Consider the following 16668-nt stretch of genomic DNA (forward strand, 5'->3'; position numbering starts at 1 on the left):
CACGCCGTGATCGAACCCGCGTCAGGGGACGACGTTGACCATCCGGCCGGGCACCACGATCACCTTGCGCGGCTCGGCACCGTCGAGGAGAGCGGCGATCTTCTCGTCGGCGAGGGCGGTGGTTCGCAGGGTGTCCTCATCGGCGTCGGCGGCGACGGTGATGCGGCTGCGAACCTTGCCCTTCACCTGAACCGGGATCTCGATGGTGTCCTCGACCAGCCAGGCCTCGTCGGCCACCGGGAACGGCGCGCGGACGACGAGGGTGCCGTGGCCCAGGCGGTGCCACAGTTCCTCGGCGATGTGCGGGGCCAGCGGCGCGAGCATGATCACCAGGGCTTCGACGGCATCGCGTGGGACGCCGGTCTTCTCGAAGTTCTTGGTGAGGTGGTTGGTCAGCACGGTCAGCTTGGCGACGGCGGTGTTGTTGCGCAGGGCCTCATAATCCTCGCGGACCCCGGCGATCGTCTTGTGCAGCAAGCGCTTCGTGTCGTCGTCCGACTCGGTGTCGGCGACACGTGAGGTGCCCGACTCCTCGTCGACGACGAGACGCCAGATGCGCTGCAGGAAGCGCTGCGAGCCGACGACGTCCTTGGTCGCCCAGGGGCGGGACTGGTCGAGCGGCCCCATGAACATCTCGTAGACGCGCAGGGTGTCGGCACCGTAGTCACGGCAGATGTCGTCGGGGGTCACCGAGTTCTTCAGCGACTTGCCCATCTTGCCGTACTCCTGGGTGACCTCTTCACCGTTGTAGAAGAACGTGCCGTTCTCCTCGGTGACCTCCTCGGCAGGTACGTAGATGCCGCGCGAGTCGGTGTAGGCGTAGGCCTGGATCATGCCCTGGTTGAACAGCTTTCGGTACGGCTCGCGGCTGGTGACGTAACCGAGATCGAACAGCACCTTGTGCCAGAACCGCGAGTACAGCAGGTGCAGCACCGCGTGCTCGACGCCACCGATGTACAGGTCGAGGCCACCCGGGTCGTTCCGACCGTGCAACTCCGGACGCGGACCCATCCAGTAGGCCTCGTTGTCCTTGTCGCACAGTGTGTCCTGATTGGTGGGGTCGATGTAGCGCAGTTGGTACCACGAGCTGCCCGCCCACTGCGGCATGACGTTGGCGTCGCGGGTGTAGGTCTTCGGACCGTCACCGAGATCGAGTTCGACCGTCATCCAGTCGGAGGCCTTGGCGAGCGGCGGGGACGGTTCGCTGTCGGCGTCGTCGGGGTCGAAGGAGACCGGCGCGTAGTCCTCGACCTCCGGGAGTTCCACCGGCAGCATCGATTCCGGCAGCGCGTGCGGCTGACCGTCGGCGTCGTAGACGACGGGGAACGGCTCACCCCAGTACCGCTGACGGGCGAACAGCCAGTCGCGCAGCTTGTACTGGATCTTGCCGGTGCCGACGCCGTCGGCCTCGAGGCGTTCGACGATGGCGGCCTTGGCGTCTTCGACGTTCTTGCCGTTCAGGAAGTCGGAGTTGACCAGCGGGCCGTCGCCGACGTAGGCCTCGGCCTGAACGTCGGTGTCGGAGCCGATGACCTCGACGATCGGCAGGCCGAAGACGGTCGCGAACTCGTGGTCGCGGGCGTCGTGTGCCGGAACCGCCATGATGGCGCCGGTGCCGTAGCCCATCAGGACGTAGTCGGCGATGAACACCGGAACCTGGTGTCCGTTCACCGGATTGACCGCGAAGGAGCCGGTGAAGACGCCCGTCTTCTCCTTGTTCTCCTGACGTTCGAGGTCGGACTTCGCTGCAATCGAAGCGCGGTACCCGGCGATGGCACCTGCGGGATCGCCGGCGCCACCTGTCCACCGGGCATCGGTGCCCTCCGGCCAGGCGTCGGCGATCAGCGAGTCGACGAGCGGATGCTCGGGCGCCAGGACCATGTAGGTGGCGCCGAAGAGGGTGTCGGGACGGGTGGTGAAGACCTCGATGTCGCCGACACCGGGCGCACCGAACCGGACCTGCGCACCACGCGAGCGGCCGACCCAGTTGCGCTGCATGGTCTTGACCTTCTCCGGCCAGTCCAGCAGCTCCAGGTCGTCGAGCAGGCGGTCGGAGTACGCGGTGATCCGCATCATCCACTGCCGCAGGTGCTTCCGGAAGACCGGGAAGTTGCCGCGGTCGCTGCGGCCGTCGGCGGTGACCTCCTCGTTGGCCAGCACGGTGCCCAGACCCGGGCACCAGTTGACCAGCGAATCACTCAGGTACACGAGGCGGTGGTCGTCGATCACCGCGGTGCGCTCGGCCGGGGAGAGGTCCGCCCAGGACTTCCCGGCGTGCTCTCCGGTGAGTTCGCGGGTGCCGGAGACGAACTCGTCGACCAGCTCGGCGATGCGTCGGGCCTTGCCCTGGTCCGCGTCGAACCAGGCGTTGTAGATCTGCAGGAAGATCCACTGTGTCCAGCGGTAGAAGTCGACGTCGGTGGTCGCGACACGACGACGCTCGTCGTGGCCGAGTCCGAGGCGTCGGATCTGACCCAGGTAGCGCTCGATGTTCTGCTCGGTCGTGGTCCGCGGGTGGGTGCCGGTCTGGACCGCGTACTGCTCGGCCGGCAGCCCGAAGGAGTCGAAGCCCATCGTGTGCAGGACGTTCTTGCCCGTCATCCGCTGGTAGCGCGCGAAGACGTCGCTGGCGATGAAGCCCAGCGGGTGCCCGACGTGCAGACCCGCGCCGGAGGGGTAGGGGAACATGTCCTGGACGAACAGCTTGTCGGGGGCATCGGCGCTGCCGCCGCCGAACGCGCTCAGGTCACCGGCCAGCGGTCCGACGGGGTTGGGTGCCTCGTAGGCACGCTCGTCGGACCAGGTCTGCTGCCAGCGCTGCTCGAGCTCGCCCGCGACCTCTGCGGTGTAGCGATGAGCGGTGGCGCCGGCGGAGCCGTTGGTGCTGGTGGTGTCGACTGAAGTCACCCGACCAGGGTAAATCCTGGGCCCGACCAGCCTGAAATCCGGTCAGCCCGCCACCCGCGACCGGGCGGACACATCTATGAGGTGCAGCTCACCGACGACGCTCGATTCGGTTGCACGGTGGACGCGGTCGTATGCTGTGGGTCGTGAACGCCCTGTCCGTCGCCGTTGCCGTGCTGCTCTTCGCGCTGGCCGGGCTCTGGGCCACGGTCGGGGCCCGCGGGCTCCGCGGCTCACTCCCTCGCAATCGCCGGTTCGGTGTTCGTACCGACGACACCATGCGCTCCGACGAGGCCTTCCGCGTCGCCAACCGCGTCGCCGCACCGGGCACGATCGGGGCGAGCGTGATCCTCGTCCTCGGTGCCGTCGCCACCCTCGCCGTCGACGGCGGCTGGTCCATCCTCTTCGGCGTCATCGCCCTGGTGGCCGCACTGGTCATCATCGGCCTGGTCAGCGCCATCGGCGTCCGCGCCGCCGCCACCGTGCCGGCCGAGGACGCGGGTTGCTCCTGCTGCTCGGGCCACGACGAGGGGCACAGCCACGCCGATCCCGCCGGTGAGCAGGGCGCCTCCGAGCCCGCCGCCGACTGCGGTACCAGCAGCTGCGGTGCGTGCTCGCTCCGCGGCGTCTGCTCGAGCGACGCCCAGGCCTGACCTGGCCTGCGGCCGGCAGCTCTGACGTATGCGCACGCTCAAGAACCTTCTCGACCGCTCACCGATCGACGGATTCATCCTCGCGATCGTCGCCGCCGTCGTCGTCGCGGCCTTCCTCCCCGTCCGCGGTGCCGCCGGGGACGTGTTCGAGTGGGTCGTCATCATCGCGATCGGCGCCCTGTTCTTCCTCTACGGGACGCGGCTCCACCCACGTGAAGCGCTCGAAGGCCTGAAGCACTGGCGCCTCCACGTGACGATCCTGGCGTTCACGTTCGTGGCGTTCCCGATCATCGGTCTGGCCCTGAAGCCGGTCGTCGAGCCGATGATCGGTTCCGACCTCTACGCCGGGCTGCTCTTCCTGTGCCTCGTGCCGTCGACGGTGCAGTCGTCGATCGCGTTCACGTCCATCGCGAAGGGCAACATCGCCGGCGCGATCGTCAGCGCCTCGGCGTCGAACATCCTCGGCGTGTTCCTCACCCCGCTGCTCGTGGTCGCGCTGATGCACAACACCGGCGACGCCAGCATCGACGCGACGTCGATCCTGAAGATCGTGGCGCAGATCCTGGTGCCGTTCGTGCTCGGCCAGCTGGCGCGGCCGTGGGTCGGGCCGTTCTTCGCCCGGCACGCCAAAATCACCAAACTCGCCGACCGCAGCACCATCGTCCTCGTGGTCTACGTCGCCTTCAGCGAGGGCGTCGTGAACGGCATCTGGTCGTCGGTCGACGCCACACAGGTGATCGCTGTCGCGGTGATCTCGCTGCTACTTGTGCTGGTCATGCTCGTCGTCACCGGCTGGGTGCCGAAGAAGCTCGGCTTCGACCGCGCCGACACCATCGCCATCCAGTTCTGCGGCACCAAGAAGAGTCTCGCCACCGGACTCCCGATGGCCACCGTCCTCTTCGCCAGCTCAACCGTCGGCCTCATCGTCCTACCGCTGATGATCTTCCATCAGATCCAGCTGATCATCTGCTCGTGGCTGGCGACGCGGTACGGGCGTGAGGCGGAGAAAGTCGCGGCCGGCTAGCTCGATCGACGGGCTGTGATCCTCAGCCACCGATCGGCGTCGACAGCGGCAGGTTCACGAAGCTCGGCCGGTTCGGGTCGAGCTGGATGTGCTGCGGCTTCAGTCCGGACTCGTTGAGCAGCGGCCGCAGCGGCAGACCGCGCGGGAAGTTCATCGCGAAGACGTCGACCCGCAGGCGGTGACCCGGCTTCACGATCGCCTCGGTGGGCAGCAACCCGATGTCGATGCTGACCGGCCGGCCCGGCGCCACCCGCTGCCGGGTGGACAGCGTGAGGTTGTAGAACGGGTCGATCACATCGCCGTTCGGAGCGAATTGTGATGCCGCACGGTCATATCCGCGTAGCGACGCGACCACCTGACCGGAGCTGATGACCTTCGACGTGCCGTCGGGGGCGACGTCGTTCAGGGTGGCCGTCCAGTAGCCGTCGGTGGCGTCGAGCACGGTGTTCAGCCGGACATTGGAGTAACCCGACACGCTGCGGGTCGTCGTCATCGGGGGAGTGGTGAACGTCAGCGCGGCGCGCTCGGAGATCCGGGCGTCGTCGGAGCAGCCCGGGAAGATCGCCAGCGCGCCGGCCATCTGCTGCGCGGCGTCGCGGGAACACACGGGTGCGAGACCGGGGGCGATGGTCATGCGCGCCTGCGACTGCGGCGCCGTCGGGGTCAGGCTGCCGTCGCGGACCGCGTACGGGGCGGTACCGCTACGACGGTCGCTCAGGTAGAGGCGCTGGCGCTTCATCCCGGCGCGCGGGAATTGCTGCGCGGTGACCCAGGAGTCACCGACCTGCTTGAGGTTCACCGGACCGTAGGAGTCGATGCCGTTGTCGATTCCCTTGAGCCACTTGTCGAACCACGCCTTCTGCAGCACGTCGAGCCGCGGCGGCGTGCCGGCACGGCCCTGCTGGCCGCCACCGATGGTGAGGTGATAACCGTCGCCCATGATCAGCTGCTTCTTGCCGGGGGGCAGCGGGATCTTGTTGTACATGCGGACTTCGGAGTTGGTGAACAGGTCGAACCAACCGCCGTAGATGAACGTCGGCGTGGTGATGTTCTCGGCGCGGTCGAGCCAGGCCGTGCGCGGCTCGGAGTCGGTCTCCAGCAACTCCTTCAGCTCCGGCGGCACCGACGCGATGTCGGGGGTGAAGAGGCCGGCGAGGAGTTGGGGATAGAAGGTGAGCGGATCGGCGATCCGGTCGGCCAGCCACTTCCAGTCGAAGGTGCCGTTCAGCATCGACGCCACGTTCGGAACCATCTTGGTGGTGTTGACCAGCGTCAGCCAGAGGGGGAGGAAGCCGACGCCGAGTGCGCCGCCGGGCGCCACGATGTCGCGGATGAGATCGCCGCCCGGTTCGACCGGGAAGATCGCCTTGAGCGCCTTCGGGTTCTTGTTGGCGGCCTGGATCTGGTTGATCGCCGAGTAGGAGACACCCGACATGCCGACCTTGCCGTTGGACCATCGCTGCTTCGACGCCCAGTCGATCACCTCGACGGTGTCCCGCTGCTCGCGGTCCTGGAAGACATCCCACTTGCCCTGGGAGAAGCCGGTTCCGCGTACGTCGACGACGACCTGTGTGTAGCCGCTGCGGACGAGGTCGAAGTCGACGAGGAAGGTCTTGGCGCCGCCGTCACGGATGGTGTGTGCGATGTCGTTGATGCCGTCGATCGGGGTGCCCGACAGATTGATCGACCGGGCGAGCTGCAGCAGGAACGGTTCGAGCACCGGATGCTGGGTGACCGCGGAACCTATCGAGCTGATCAGCTTGGTGTACGGGGTCATGTTGACGATGACGGGGGTCTTCGTCGACGTCGGCCGTTCGCGGGCGTCGGCGGGCCGGTAGACGTTCGCCCGCAGGACGGTGCCGTCGCTCATCCGGATCGGCACGTCCCAGCTGACGTTCACGCCGGCGTAGGGTTGCGGGCCGTCGTGGCTCGCGGCCCAACGCGCTGCCGCCGACCCTCCCGTCGGACCGCTCGGCGCGGCGCCGGCGACAACGGTCGGCGCGACCAGCACCGCGACGAGTGCGATCACCCCCGCCAGCAGACGAACACTCTTCGACGACCCGCCCATACACACCCCCGCGTGTGATTCGCCGCGCCGACGGTCGTGCGTCGTCGCGGCGATACCTGATCAAGCGATCACAACTTAGCATCAAGAGTGATGCGGGTCACCGGTGGTCAGTTGAGGCTGAGATCGATCGGGTGCGTCGCGAGGAGCGGCATCGGCCACGGCTGCCGGCGGAGGATGTCGAACCAGACGTCGACGCCGGGCGGGGCGAGCAGGTCACGGGGAAGTGCCGAGGCGAGCATCCAGCTGAACTGATCGAGCTCATCGTCGAGCTGACCGATTCCCCATCCGCTGTAACCGGCGAAGATGCGCACACCCTCGAGCACCTCGGACAGCGGTTCGGGGTCGGCGTCGAGGTCGACGAGGACGACCCGACCGTCGACGGGGCGGAGGGCGGGATGGTCGTCGACGTCGAAGCCGTGCTTCATCACGCCGAGACACAGGGCGGCGTCCTGCTTGACCGGGCCGCCGACGTAGAGCGCTCGGGGTGAGGCGGCGATGTCGGTCCACTGCGGCAGCAGGTTGTGCACCGCGGTCTGGCTCATGCGATTGAGGATGACGCCGAGACTGCCGGCCTCGTTGTGCTCGATGACGTAGATGACCGTGCGCGCGAAAGTCGGTTCGATGAGATCGGTCGACGCGATCAGCGCGGTGCCGGGACGGACGCGATGGGTGGGATCGGCGTCCCACGGGACACCCGGCATGCGGCCACTGTCACCGCTGCCCGCCGAGGGATCCCCGGGGCGGAATTCCGGTGTGGGATCGTCTGCGTCGTCACCGCCGGCCACTCAGCCATCATCGCACGTCCGTCGAGTCCCGGGGTCGGCGGCCGAGGTCCTCACCGCGTCGGTGAGTACGCTTGAACGGGTGAACAGCACCGAGGTGAGCCACCGCCGCGGGTGGTCGGTGTTCCTCGATTCGCTCCGTCACTCACCGGGTCTGGGACGGCTGCTGTTCGTCCGTCTCTCGAGTCAGGTCACGGACGGCATCTTCCAGGCGGCGCTCGTCGGGAGCATCCTGTTCAACCCCGAACGCCACGCGGATCCGCTCGCCGTCGCGGGCGGTCTCGCGGTGCTGTTGTTGCCCTATTCGCTCATCGGTCCGTTCGCCGGAGCATTGCTCGATCACTGGGATCGGCGCAACGTGCTGTTGTACGCGAACCTGTTGCGCGGCGCCATCATCGGGCTCGTCGCGATCGCGGTCGCATCCGGCGCACCGGACCTGGTGGTGCTGATCTCGGCGCTGGCCGCAACAGGTGCGAGTCGGTTCGTGGCCGCCGGTCTGTCCGCCGGACTCCCGCACGTGGCCAGACGCGAGGTGATCGTGGCGACCAACGCGTTGTTCACGACGCTCGGCGGCGCGATGCTCAGCGTGGGACTCGGGATCACGCTGGGTCTGCGCGCGATCTTCGGCGACGACAACTCGGGCAGTGCGCTCACCATGCTGGCCGGTATCGTGCTCGCCGTCGTATCCGGCGGCCTCGCACACGGATTCCGGCCGCTGCAACTGGGTCCCGACGAACCCGACGATCCGGGCAGGTCGGCGTTCCACGCGGTCTCGGTCGGCCTGTGGCACGGCGCCCGTGCGGTCGCGACCCACAAGACGGTGGCGGCCGCACTGTCGGCCATCGGCGCCCACCGCCTGGTGTTCGGCATGAACACACTCATGATCCTCGTGTTGACCCGGCAGATGGGACCGGGCGACGGGCTCGATCGCGTCAGCCTCGTCATCGGCTTCACCGGAGCCGGCGCTCTCCTCGCCGCGGTGCTCACCCCGATCGCAGTGGCACGCGTCGGGCGGTACGTCACCCTGATGTGCGCTCTGGGCATCGGAGCCGTCGCCGAGGTGACCGTCCTGGGGTTCCACTTCGCGGTGATCTGCGGGTCGGCCTTCGTGCTGGGCCTGATCGGTCAGGTCGCCAAACTGTGCGGCGACGTCGCGATGCAGGTCGACGTCGGCGACGCGGTACGCGGTCAGGTCTTCTCCGTGCAGGACGCGGTGTTCAACATCGCCTACGTCGGCGCGGTCACCGTGGCGGCGCTGGCGATCCCCGTCGACGGTCACGCCACCGTGCTCGTTGTCCTGGGTGTCGTCATATACCTGCTCGGCATGGTGGCGGTGCGCGCCCTGTACGTCCGTGCGGACGTGGCCGGCGAACCCGCCGCCGGACAACAGGCGGTCACCGACCCCGCCGCGTGAACCGCGGATCGCGCTTCTCGTAGGCCGCGTCGGCCACCCCGTCCCCGTTCAGATCCACGAGCACCGTGTCCGTCGTTCCGTCGGCGTCGGCGTCGACATACAGACGCTCGGCAAGCCGACCTCCCTTCTCCGCGCCCACCAGTTCGATGTCGGGGGCTCCGTCCGCATCGAGGTCGAGGCGTAGGACTCTCTCACCCGACCCGTCGCCGGCCGCGGGGGAGCGGGCCTCGGGCGAGCCGGGTTCGTCCCCGGCGGCGTGGTCGACGGCCCGGTCCCACAACCCGGCACCAGAATCGCGGTAGAAGGCATCCGGCTCGCCGTCGTCGTCGGTGTCGAGCGCCGCCACGTCGGCGATGCCGTCGGCGTCGGTGTCCCACATCGCGTCGTCCCGACGGCCGTCGCCGTCGAAGTCGAGGCGGACCGCGTCTGGGCCGGAATCGCCGAGAACGGCGTCGGCAGGGGAGGACCAGCGGGTCGTCGAACCGTCGCCGGGCCCGAAGAAATACTCGATCACCGGGTCCATGCGTTCTTGGACGTATGCACCACCCCGGGTGGTTCCATCGATCCGATGCCACATCACCCCCGGCGTGTCACCGGGCCCGTCCGTACCCGGTAGGTTGAGGCCCTATGTACGTCAGTGACCTCGGCGAGCAATGGCATGCAGCGCGGCTGAAACCCGCCCTCGCGCATCTCGACTCCGCGTCCGCCGGGCGATCGTCGTATGGCGTGATCGGTGCGATGACCGCTCATCTGTGGCGTGAGACCGAACGCGGCTCCTACGTCGCCGCCGATGACCGTGCTGAGGAAATCGCCCGCGACACACGCAATCTGGCCGCCCTCATCGGGCACACCCCGGACGAGATCATCTTCCGCGAGAGCGCCCGTGCGGCCCTGCGCGCACTGCTCACCAACTGGAGTCTGCCCGTCACCTCGACGGTGTGGGTGGCAAAGAACGAGTTCGGCCCCAACCTCGAAGAGTTCGAACGTCGCGGCTACGCCGTCCGCACGATGCCCGACAGCGACGTCTACGGCCACGTCGACACCGATGCCCTCGAGAACATGCTGCAGTTCGAGCAGCCCGACTTCATCCACATCTGCCACATCGGGTCGATGTCGGGCGCGGTGCAGCCGGTCACGCGGATCGTCGAGCTCGCCCACCGCGTCGGCGTGCCGGTGGTCGTCGACATGGCCCAGTCCGTAGGACACGTACCCACCGTCACCGGAGCCGACGTCGTCTACGGCACCAGCCGCAAATGGCTGACCGGCCCGCGCGGAGTGGGATTCGTCGCGGTGCGCCGGGACTCCCTACGACCGGTCGAGATCGACGGTTCCGACGCGTTCATCGCCGGCCGCCTCGGCCTCGGCATCGCGGTTCGCGAGCTGCTCGACATCGGACAACAGCGGGTCTTCCGTGAGCTGGCGACAATCGGCAGGGTCACCCGCGAGCGATTGCACGGCATCGCGAGCTGGGAGGTCGTCGAACCGCTCGACGAGCCGTCGGCGATCGTCACCCTCGCGCCGCCGCCCGGGTGGCAGTTCGAGGACGTCGCCGCTGCCCGGGAGAAGTTGCTCTCCCTCGGCCTACTGGTGACCGCAGCCGGAACCTGGCGCGCACCCCTTGCCACCGAGACCCCGGTCCTACGCCTCAGCCCTCATCTCGACGTGCAGCGCGAAGACCTCGACCGTCTCGCAGATGCGTTGCGCACCATGGGGTATTAGGGTTTCGATACGGCAGTGGCGGGACCCGCCGGCGCGACGCCCAGGTACTCAACCGGCGGTCGGCAGTACCTGCGCGACGACCTTCTCGATCTCCGGTCGGGCCAGGTCGCTGTCACGCTGGACCAGGCCGATACGTGTCCGCCGGTGCAGGACGTCGTCGACGCCGACCGCGCCTTCGTGGGTGATCGCGAACTCAATCTCGGCGCGGGTCACGTCGATGCCGGGCGCGATCGGATCCAGCGGCCGGTCCACCGTGGCCGTCTCGACGACCGTCGGGGCCTCCCCGCCGAAGCGGGCCACCAGTGACGTCGGAAGTCCCTGCTCGCGCGGGTCGCGCAGGGCTCCGACCAGCGTCGTGGTGGTGGTGACACACTCTCCCGCGGTCAGATCGGTGGTGGCCAGCGCGGCGTCGACCGAGTCCTCGGCCATCCGCCGATAGGTCGTGAGCTTGCCGCCGAGCACCGTTACCAGTCCGTCCCCGCGGACCCGGATGTGGTGGCGGCGCGAGACATCGGCGAGGCCGTCCGACTCGGCACCGGCGGTCCCGCGCTCGTCGACGAGCGGCCGCAGACCGGCGTAGACACCGATGATGTCGGAGCGGTCGAGGGGTCGGGTCAGCGCGGGGTTGATCGCGTCGAGCAGGAACTCGATCTCGGAGTCGTCGGGCGTCGGGACGTCGGGGATCGCCCCGGGCGCCGCAACGTCGGTGAGCCCGATGTAGACCCGGCCCAGCTGGGCGGGCAACGCGAAGACGTACCGGGACAACGACTTTCCGACCGGAACGGTCAACGCGGCGGTCGGGTTGCCCAGGGTCGCCGCATCGACGACGAGGTGTGTTCCGCGGCTGGGCTGGACGGCGATCGAGTCGTCGACCGAGCCGGACCAGACACCGGTGGCGTTCACGACCATCCGCGCGCCGACGTCGAAGCTCTCGCCCGTGAACACATCGGTGAGCGTGGCACCACGACCGTCGACCCGGTCGGCGCGGGTGTACGTGCAGATCAACGCGCCGTAGGCGGCCGCGGTGCGCGCCACGGCGACGACGAGCCGCGCGTCGTCGATCAGCTGCCCGTCGGTGGTCGAGATACCTCCGCGGAGTCCGGCCGGCGACAGCGTCGGGCAGCGGCCGAGGGTCTCCATCACCGACAGCCGCGACGGCGGAGGCAACAACGAACTCGGGGTCCCGGCGTTGCGGCGCAACAGATCCGCCGCACGCATCCCGACGCGCAGCACCGCGCTCTGCCGCTCGCCGCGGTCGGGGAGGATCTGCCGGAGCGGTGAGATCAGATGCGGTGCAATGGATGTCATCAGATGGTGGCGCTCGACGGCGCTTGCCCGGGCGATCCGGAGGTCACCCTTGGCCAGGTACCGGAGGCCGCCGTGGACGAGCTTGCTGCTCCACCGGGAGGTGCCGGTGGCGAGATCGTTCTGTTCCACGAGAGCGACGCGCAGGCCACGGGTGGCGGCGTCGAGAGCGACTCCCACACCGGTGATCCCACCGCCGACGACCAGCAGATCGAGGGGATCGGTACTCGAGGCCATCGACGCGAGAGCGCGACTGCGTGTCCGAACGGACAATGTGGCCATCAGATGGACTCCCTCATGGCATCGGCCGCAGGTAGCCGACGATGACGTCGTGGAGTTCGGTACTCCAACCCTCGGCGAGGATGTCCGACACCAGCGCCCCGGACTGCAGGAAGCTCTGCGCGATCAAAAGCACCATCGACGCCATCCGCTTGGCGTCACCGACGCGCACCTGCTTGCGCACCTGTCCCTGCGCCAGCATGTCCGCCAGCAGCGCGAGCACACCCTGCTGACTGGTGCCGAGGCGTTCGAAGACATAGGGCGCCATGAAGTCCCGCTGTTCGCGCCACAGCAGAGAGATGAGGTCGCTGTCGCGCAGCGCCCCGACCACCGTCACCACCCGATCGGCCAGTGCGTCGAGGTCCTGCGGCTCGCCGCGCTCACCGAGCACGTGCTCGACGATGGTGAGCACCTCACGGGTGAGCAGGTCGCGGATGATCTCGGCGATGTCGGGCCAGCGCCGATAGACGGTGGGACGACTCACCCCGGCCTGGCGGGCGACCTCGGACACGGTCACCTTGCGGCCGCCGCCACGCAGCAGGCAGACCCTGGCCGCGTCCAGAACGAGATCCCCGATCTCCTCGTTACGGATTGACATGATGTGTAACACTGTAACGGATCACTCAATCGGCGGGGGGCCGACCAGATGACCATCCGACACGTCACCATCGTGGCCAGTCCGTACGCACGGCACGGAGCCGGACTGCGCGTCGCACAGGACGCCGCCGACCTCCTGGACGCACAGAACGTCGAGGTCGAGATCATCGTCGGCGAGGACATGGCCGATGCCGCCGACCTCGCCGGGAAGGCCGCCCGCGGCGACACCGACGTGCTGGCCATCGCCGGCGGCGACGGCACCATCCGGCTCGCGGTCGAGGCCAGCATCGGTTCGGGCAAGCCGCTCGCCGTCATCCCCGCCGGTAGCGGGAACGACTTCGCCCGCAACCTGCACATCCCGCTCGAGACCCCCGACGCCGTCCAGGTGATCCTCGACGGCCACCGACGACCCGTCGACCTGGGCCGCGTCAGCTTCCCCGACGGCCGGACCGCCCTGTTCGGCACGGTCGCCGCCACGGGCTTCGACGCCGCGGTGACTGCGCGCGCCATCGACATGCGCTGGCCCCGGGGACAGTCGCGCTACACGATCGCCGCATTGTTCGAGCTCATCGCCTTGCGGTCGCGGCACTACCAGGTGCGCGTCGACGACGAGACCGTAGAGGCCGACCTCGTCTTCGCCGCGATCGGGAACACGACGTCCTACGGCGGCGGCATGAAGATCACCCCGAAGGCATCGGTGTCCGACGGGTTACTCGACGTCACCCTTGCGAAGAATCCACCGCGGTTCGCCCGGCCGACGCTCGCCCGCGTGTTCCCGAAGGTGTTCACCGGCTCGCACGTCGACCATCCGCTGGTGCAGACGTTGCGCGGCGCCGAGGTCGAGCTCTATTGCGATCCGCCCGCGCTGGTGTCCGTCGACGGTGATCTCGTCGGTGAACTGCCCGCGGTGTTCGAGGCGGTCCCGCACGCGATCGAGGTCTTCGCACCGCCGACGCAGAGCTGACGGGTACCTATTTCTCCCCGCGCGACTCCCACCACTCCCGGAGCGCCTGTTCGGCCTCCTCGTGGCTGAGCGGTCCGCGGTCCAGCCGCAGTTCCTTCAGGTACCGCCAGGCCTGGCCGACGATCGGACCGGGCGGCACCCCGAGCATCTCCATGATCGCGTTGCCGTCGAGGTCGGGTCGGACCTTCTCCAGATCCTCGGCTTCCTTGAGCGCCGCGATCCGCTGCTCGAGGTTGTCGTAGTTCTGCTGCAGCCGGCGGGCGCGTCGCTTGTTGCGGGTCGTACAGTCGGCCCGCACCAGCTTGTTGAGCCGGTCGAGCAGGGGACCGGCGTCGTTGACGTAGCGCCGCACGGCCGAATCAGTCCAGGCACCGTCGCCGTACCCGTGGAAACGCAGATGCAGGAACACCAGGTCCGCGACGTCGGAGACGACGGCCTTCGGGTACTTGAGGGCCCGCATCCGCTTGCGCACCATCTTGGCGCCGACCACCTCGTGGTGGTGGAAACTGACCCCGCCGCCGGGTTCGTGGCGGCGGGTCGCGGGCTTGCCGATGTCGTGCAGCAGTGCCGCCCAGCGCAGGACGAGGTCGGGATCGCCCTCCTCGAGGTCGATCGCCTGCTTCAGCACGGTCAGCGAGTGCTGGTAGACGTCCTTGTGCTGGTGGTGCTCGTCGATGGTGAGCTTCATCCCGGGGATCTCGGGCATCACCCGGTCGGCGAGGCCCGTCTCGACCATCGCGTCGATCGCCTCCAGGGGGAACTCCCCGCAGATGAGCTTGTCCAGTTCGGCGCGGATGCGTTCGGCGGTGATGCGGTCGATCTCGCCGTTCATCTCGGTGATCGCCTGCCACACGCGCGGCGCGAGCCGGAATCCGAGCTGGGAGATGAAGCGGACGGCGCGCAGCATCCGCAGCGGGTCGTCGCCGAAGGACTGTTCCGGTGTCGCCGGGGTGTCGACGACCCCGGCCAGCAACGCGGACATTCCGTCGAGCGGATCGCAGAAGTCCTCGGCGCCCTTCGCACCGATACGCACGGCCATCGCGTTGACGGTGAAGTCGCGGCGGATCAGGTCGTCGTCGAGGGTCTCGCCGAAGGTGACCTCGGGATTCCGGCTGACCTGGTCGTAGCTGTCGGCACGGAAGGTGGTGATCTCGATCTGGTGCTCACCCTTGCGGATGCCCACCGTGCCGAACTCGATGCCGACATCCCAGAAGGCGTCGGCCCAACCCTTGAGCAGGCGGGACACCTGTTCGGGACGAGCATCGGTGGTGAAGTCCAGGTCGTTTCCCAGCCGGCCCAGCACGGCATCCCGCACCGACCCGCCGACCAGGTACAACTCATGACCAGCCGACGCGAACAGCTCCCCGAGGGGAGCCAGGACGTCGTCGAGCTCCCGGAGCGCTATCGCCGCTGCCGCGAGCAGCCGCGTCCTGCGGTCCGGATCCGACACCGTCGGCCGTACATCCGACGGAGAAGAGTCATTCACGGCTTGCCACCCTACCGTCGTCGCCCGCGGCTTCGACGCCGTGGAGGAGCCCGGACCACGGGCCGAGTCGTGGCCACCTGTCGATATCGGTCGTACACCGTGTCCGCGCGTCGGCGTTGCCGGTGTCCACATCCTCCGCGCACTACGAGGCGTCCGGGCAAACTGCAGGTGACCAGCCGCTAGCATCGTGGAGTGTCCACCGATTCCTCGACCAACCCTTCAGACGTCAGCGACGTCTCGTCGGGTTCGCATGGCAACGGTGGCGGACAAGCAGGTCAGAACCCCGCCGGCCAGGGACGTCGGACCCGACGCGGTCGCCGGCGTCGAGGTCGTCGCAAGGGCGACGGTCGCGGAACCGCGACGCACACCAGCGGCGGTCACGCGGCCGCCGGGCACAAGCAGGCCGGTTCCAAGCAGAACGGGCCGAAACCGAACAGCCACAACGCGGGCACCCACAAGCAGCACAACCCGGCCACGTCACCGGCGCCGTCGACCGGTCGGCCCACGCCGAACGATCTCGTCCGCGCACGCACGACCGATCCCGCCTGCCCCGACCCCGTCGAGGCCGAATCGGTGGAGAAGCTCCCCGTCGACCCCGACCGCGCCCGCCCGAAGGTCACGCCGCCGAAGCCCTCCGACATGGCCACCGTCACGGCGACCATCACCACCAAGGGCCTCACCCAGGCGACGGGCAAGGCGGGTAAGGGTCGACGCCGCTCCGCACGGGGAGAACGCACCGCCGACCGGTCCGGCGACCGCACCAGCACCGACAAGCTCCGGACCGTGCGCGAGACGTCGGCCGGTGGGCTCGTCGTCTCCGACCTCGGACTGCCCATCGACGAGCTGTCCGCCGCACTCATCGGCCGGGTGGATCGTCGTGGCCGGATGATGTGGTCGCTGCCGAAGGGTCACATCGAGACCGGCGAGACCGCCGAGCAGACCGCGATCCGCGAGGTCGAGGAGGAGACCGGGATCCTGGGCACGGTCGTCGCACCGCTGGGCAAGATCGACTACTGGTTCGTCAGCGAGGGTCGTCGTATCCACAAAACCGTGCACCACTACCTCCTGCGGTGCGTGGGTGGCGAATTGTCTGACGCCGACTACGAAGTCAGCGAGGTGGCCTGGGTGCCGTTGCACGAGTTGCCGCGTCGCCTCACGTACTCTGACGAGCGACGACTCGCCCGGATGGCCCGTGGCGTGATCGCCGATCTCGCGGCCGACCCGACCCGACTCGCCCAGTCCGAGGCCGACAGCATTCGCACCGAACCCAACGCCTATGAGAAAGCCGCCGCAGCGCGCAATCAGCGCCGCAACGAGCCCCCGCCCCCGGCTCGTCCGCGCCGGCGACGACGCCGTCCCCGACGGCCCGCGGCCGGCGATGGCTGAGGCGCGCCTGTTGCCTGACCGGTCCGGTCCGTCCCCTCGTCCTTCTCTCCGTCGATCCGAGCGACGCCACGATCGTCGCGACAGGAT

General features: G+C 68.6%; 13 protein-coding genes. 6 read left to right on the top strand and 7 right to left on the bottom strand.

The window, feature by feature from the left end:
- Positions 1 to 21: 21 nt before the first annotated feature.
- Positions 22 to 2907 (bottom strand): leucine--tRNA ligase, encoded by a 2886-nt coding sequence (gene leuS, locus RVF83_RS05845; protein ID WP_005200635.1) that lies wholly within the window; start codon positions 2905 to 2907, stop codon positions 22 to 24.
- Between the two features lie 131 nt (positions 2908 to 3038).
- Between leuS and RVF83_RS05850 the strand changes: the two genes are divergently transcribed.
- Positions 3039 to 3557, top strand: coding sequence for an SdpI family protein (locus RVF83_RS05850; protein WP_005200636.1), 519 nt, complete (start codon positions 3039 to 3041; stop codon positions 3555 to 3557).
- A gap of 28 nt (positions 3558 to 3585) precedes the next feature.
- Entirely contained in the window at positions 3586 to 4581 is a 996-nt protein-coding gene (locus tag RVF83_RS05855) for a bile acid:sodium symporter family protein (protein WP_005200638.1), read from the top strand.
- Between the two features lie 22 nt (positions 4582 to 4603).
- Here the strand turns inward: RVF83_RS05855 and RVF83_RS05860 are convergent, their stop codons facing one another.
- Both RVF83_RS05860 and RVF83_RS05865 read right to left on the bottom strand, forming a co-directional pair.
- The gene (locus RVF83_RS05860; RefSeq protein WP_005200640.1) at positions 4604 to 6649 is read right to left on the bottom strand and encodes a CocE/NonD family hydrolase; all 2046 of its coding nucleotides are present in this window, start codon (positions 6647 to 6649) and stop codon (positions 4604 to 4606) included.
- 107 nt (positions 6650 to 6756) lie between these two features.
- Positions 6757 to 7434: a YqgE/AlgH family protein gene (locus tag RVF83_RS05865; protein ID WP_005200643.1), complete on the bottom strand. Its 678-nt coding sequence runs from the start codon at positions 7432 to 7434 to the stop codon at positions 6757 to 6759.
- Positions 7435 to 7513: 79 nt separating this feature from the next.
- Here RVF83_RS05865 and RVF83_RS05870 point away from each other — a divergent pair, with 79 nt between their 5' ends.
- Entirely contained in the window at positions 7514 to 8845 is a 1332-nt protein-coding gene (locus RVF83_RS05870) for a hypothetical protein (protein ID WP_005200647.1), read from the top strand.
- On the opposite strand, the gene RVF83_RS05875 is transcribed toward RVF83_RS05870, so the two are convergent.
- Positions 8826 to 9368, bottom strand: coding sequence for a hypothetical protein (locus RVF83_RS05875; protein WP_005200649.1), 543 nt, complete (start codon positions 9366 to 9368; stop codon positions 8826 to 8828). The two genes, RVF83_RS05870 and RVF83_RS05875, sit on opposite strands and share 20 nt — an antisense overlap.
- A 104-nt stretch (positions 9369 to 9472) precedes the next feature.
- Between RVF83_RS05875 and RVF83_RS05880 the strand changes: the two genes are divergently transcribed.
- Positions 9473 to 10564: an aminotransferase class V-fold PLP-dependent enzyme gene (locus RVF83_RS05880; protein ID WP_005200651.1), complete on the top strand. Its 1092-nt coding sequence runs from the start codon at positions 9473 to 9475 to the stop codon at positions 10562 to 10564.
- A gap of 48 nt (positions 10565 to 10612) precedes the next feature.
- Here the strand turns inward: RVF83_RS05880 and RVF83_RS05885 are convergent, their stop codons facing one another.
- Together RVF83_RS05885 and RVF83_RS05890 are read right to left on the bottom strand one after the other, a co-directional pair.
- A complete protein-coding gene (locus tag RVF83_RS05885; protein ID WP_005200653.1) occupies positions 10613 to 12151 on the bottom strand; it encodes a glycerol-3-phosphate dehydrogenase/oxidase in 1539 nt (512 codons plus the stop codon).
- A gap of 13 nt (positions 12152 to 12164) precedes the next feature.
- Positions 12165 to 12746 carry a TetR/AcrR family transcriptional regulator gene (locus RVF83_RS05890; RefSeq protein WP_039881145.1) on the bottom strand — a complete coding sequence of 194 codons (582 nt, stop codon included), beginning with the start codon at positions 12744 to 12746 and terminating at the stop codon, positions 12165 to 12167.
- 48 nt (positions 12747 to 12794) lie between these two features.
- Here RVF83_RS05890 and RVF83_RS05895 point away from each other — a divergent pair, with 48 nt between their 5' ends.
- Positions 12795 to 13709 (top strand): diacylglycerol/lipid kinase family protein, encoded by a 915-nt coding sequence (locus RVF83_RS05895; RefSeq protein ID WP_005200657.1) that lies wholly within the window; start codon positions 12795 to 12797, stop codon positions 13707 to 13709.
- Positions 13710 to 13716: 7 nt separating this feature from the next.
- On the opposite strand, the gene RVF83_RS05900 is transcribed toward RVF83_RS05895, so the two are convergent.
- Positions 13717 to 15159, bottom strand: coding sequence for a CCA tRNA nucleotidyltransferase (locus RVF83_RS05900; protein WP_005200659.1), 1443 nt, complete (start codon positions 15157 to 15159; stop codon positions 13717 to 13719).
- Positions 15160 to 15387: 228 nt separating this feature from the next.
- Here RVF83_RS05900 and RVF83_RS05905 point away from each other — a divergent pair, with 228 nt between their 5' ends.
- A complete protein-coding gene (locus tag RVF83_RS05905; RefSeq protein ID WP_005200661.1) occupies positions 15388 to 16581 on the top strand; it encodes an NUDIX hydrolase in 1194 nt (397 codons plus the stop codon).
- The last annotated feature ends 87 nt before the right edge of the window (positions 16582 to 16668 follow it).

The organism is Gordonia rubripertincta (genome assembly GCF_038024875.1).
GTDB classification, from domain to species: domain Bacteria; phylum Actinomycetota; class Actinomycetes; order Mycobacteriales; family Mycobacteriaceae; genus Gordonia; species Gordonia rubripertincta.

Bases quoted from the DNA above. Each gene is read 5' to 3' on its own strand.
- RVF83_RS05850 (WP_005200636.1), top strand. From the start codon at position 3,039: ATGCTGTGGGTCGTGAACGCCCTGTCCGTCGCCGTTGCCGTGCTGCTC.
- RVF83_RS05855 (WP_005200638.1), top strand. From the start codon at position 3,586: ATGCGCACGCTCAAGAACCTTCTCGACCGCTCACCGATCGACGGATTC.
- RVF83_RS05860 (WP_005200640.1), bottom strand. From the start codon at position 6,649: ATGGGCGGGTCGTCGAAGAGTGTTCGTCTGCTGGCGGGGGTGATCGCA.
- RVF83_RS05875 (WP_005200649.1), bottom strand. From the start codon at position 9,368: ATGGACCCGGTGATCGAGTATTTCTTCGGGCCCGGCGACGGTTCGACG.
- RVF83_RS05880 (WP_005200651.1), top strand. From the start codon at position 9,473: ATGTACGTCAGTGACCTCGGCGAGCAATGGCATGCAGCGCGGCTGAAA.
- RVF83_RS05885 (WP_005200653.1), bottom strand. From the start codon at position 12,151: ATGGCCACATTGTCCGTTCGGACACGCAGTCGCGCTCTCGCGTCGATG.
- RVF83_RS05890 (WP_039881145.1), bottom strand. From the start codon at position 12,746: ATGTCAATCCGTAACGAGGAGATCGGGGATCTCGTTCTGGACGCGGCC.
- RVF83_RS05895 (WP_005200657.1), top strand. From the start codon at position 12,795: ATGACCATCCGACACGTCACCATCGTGGCCAGTCCGTACGCACGGCAC.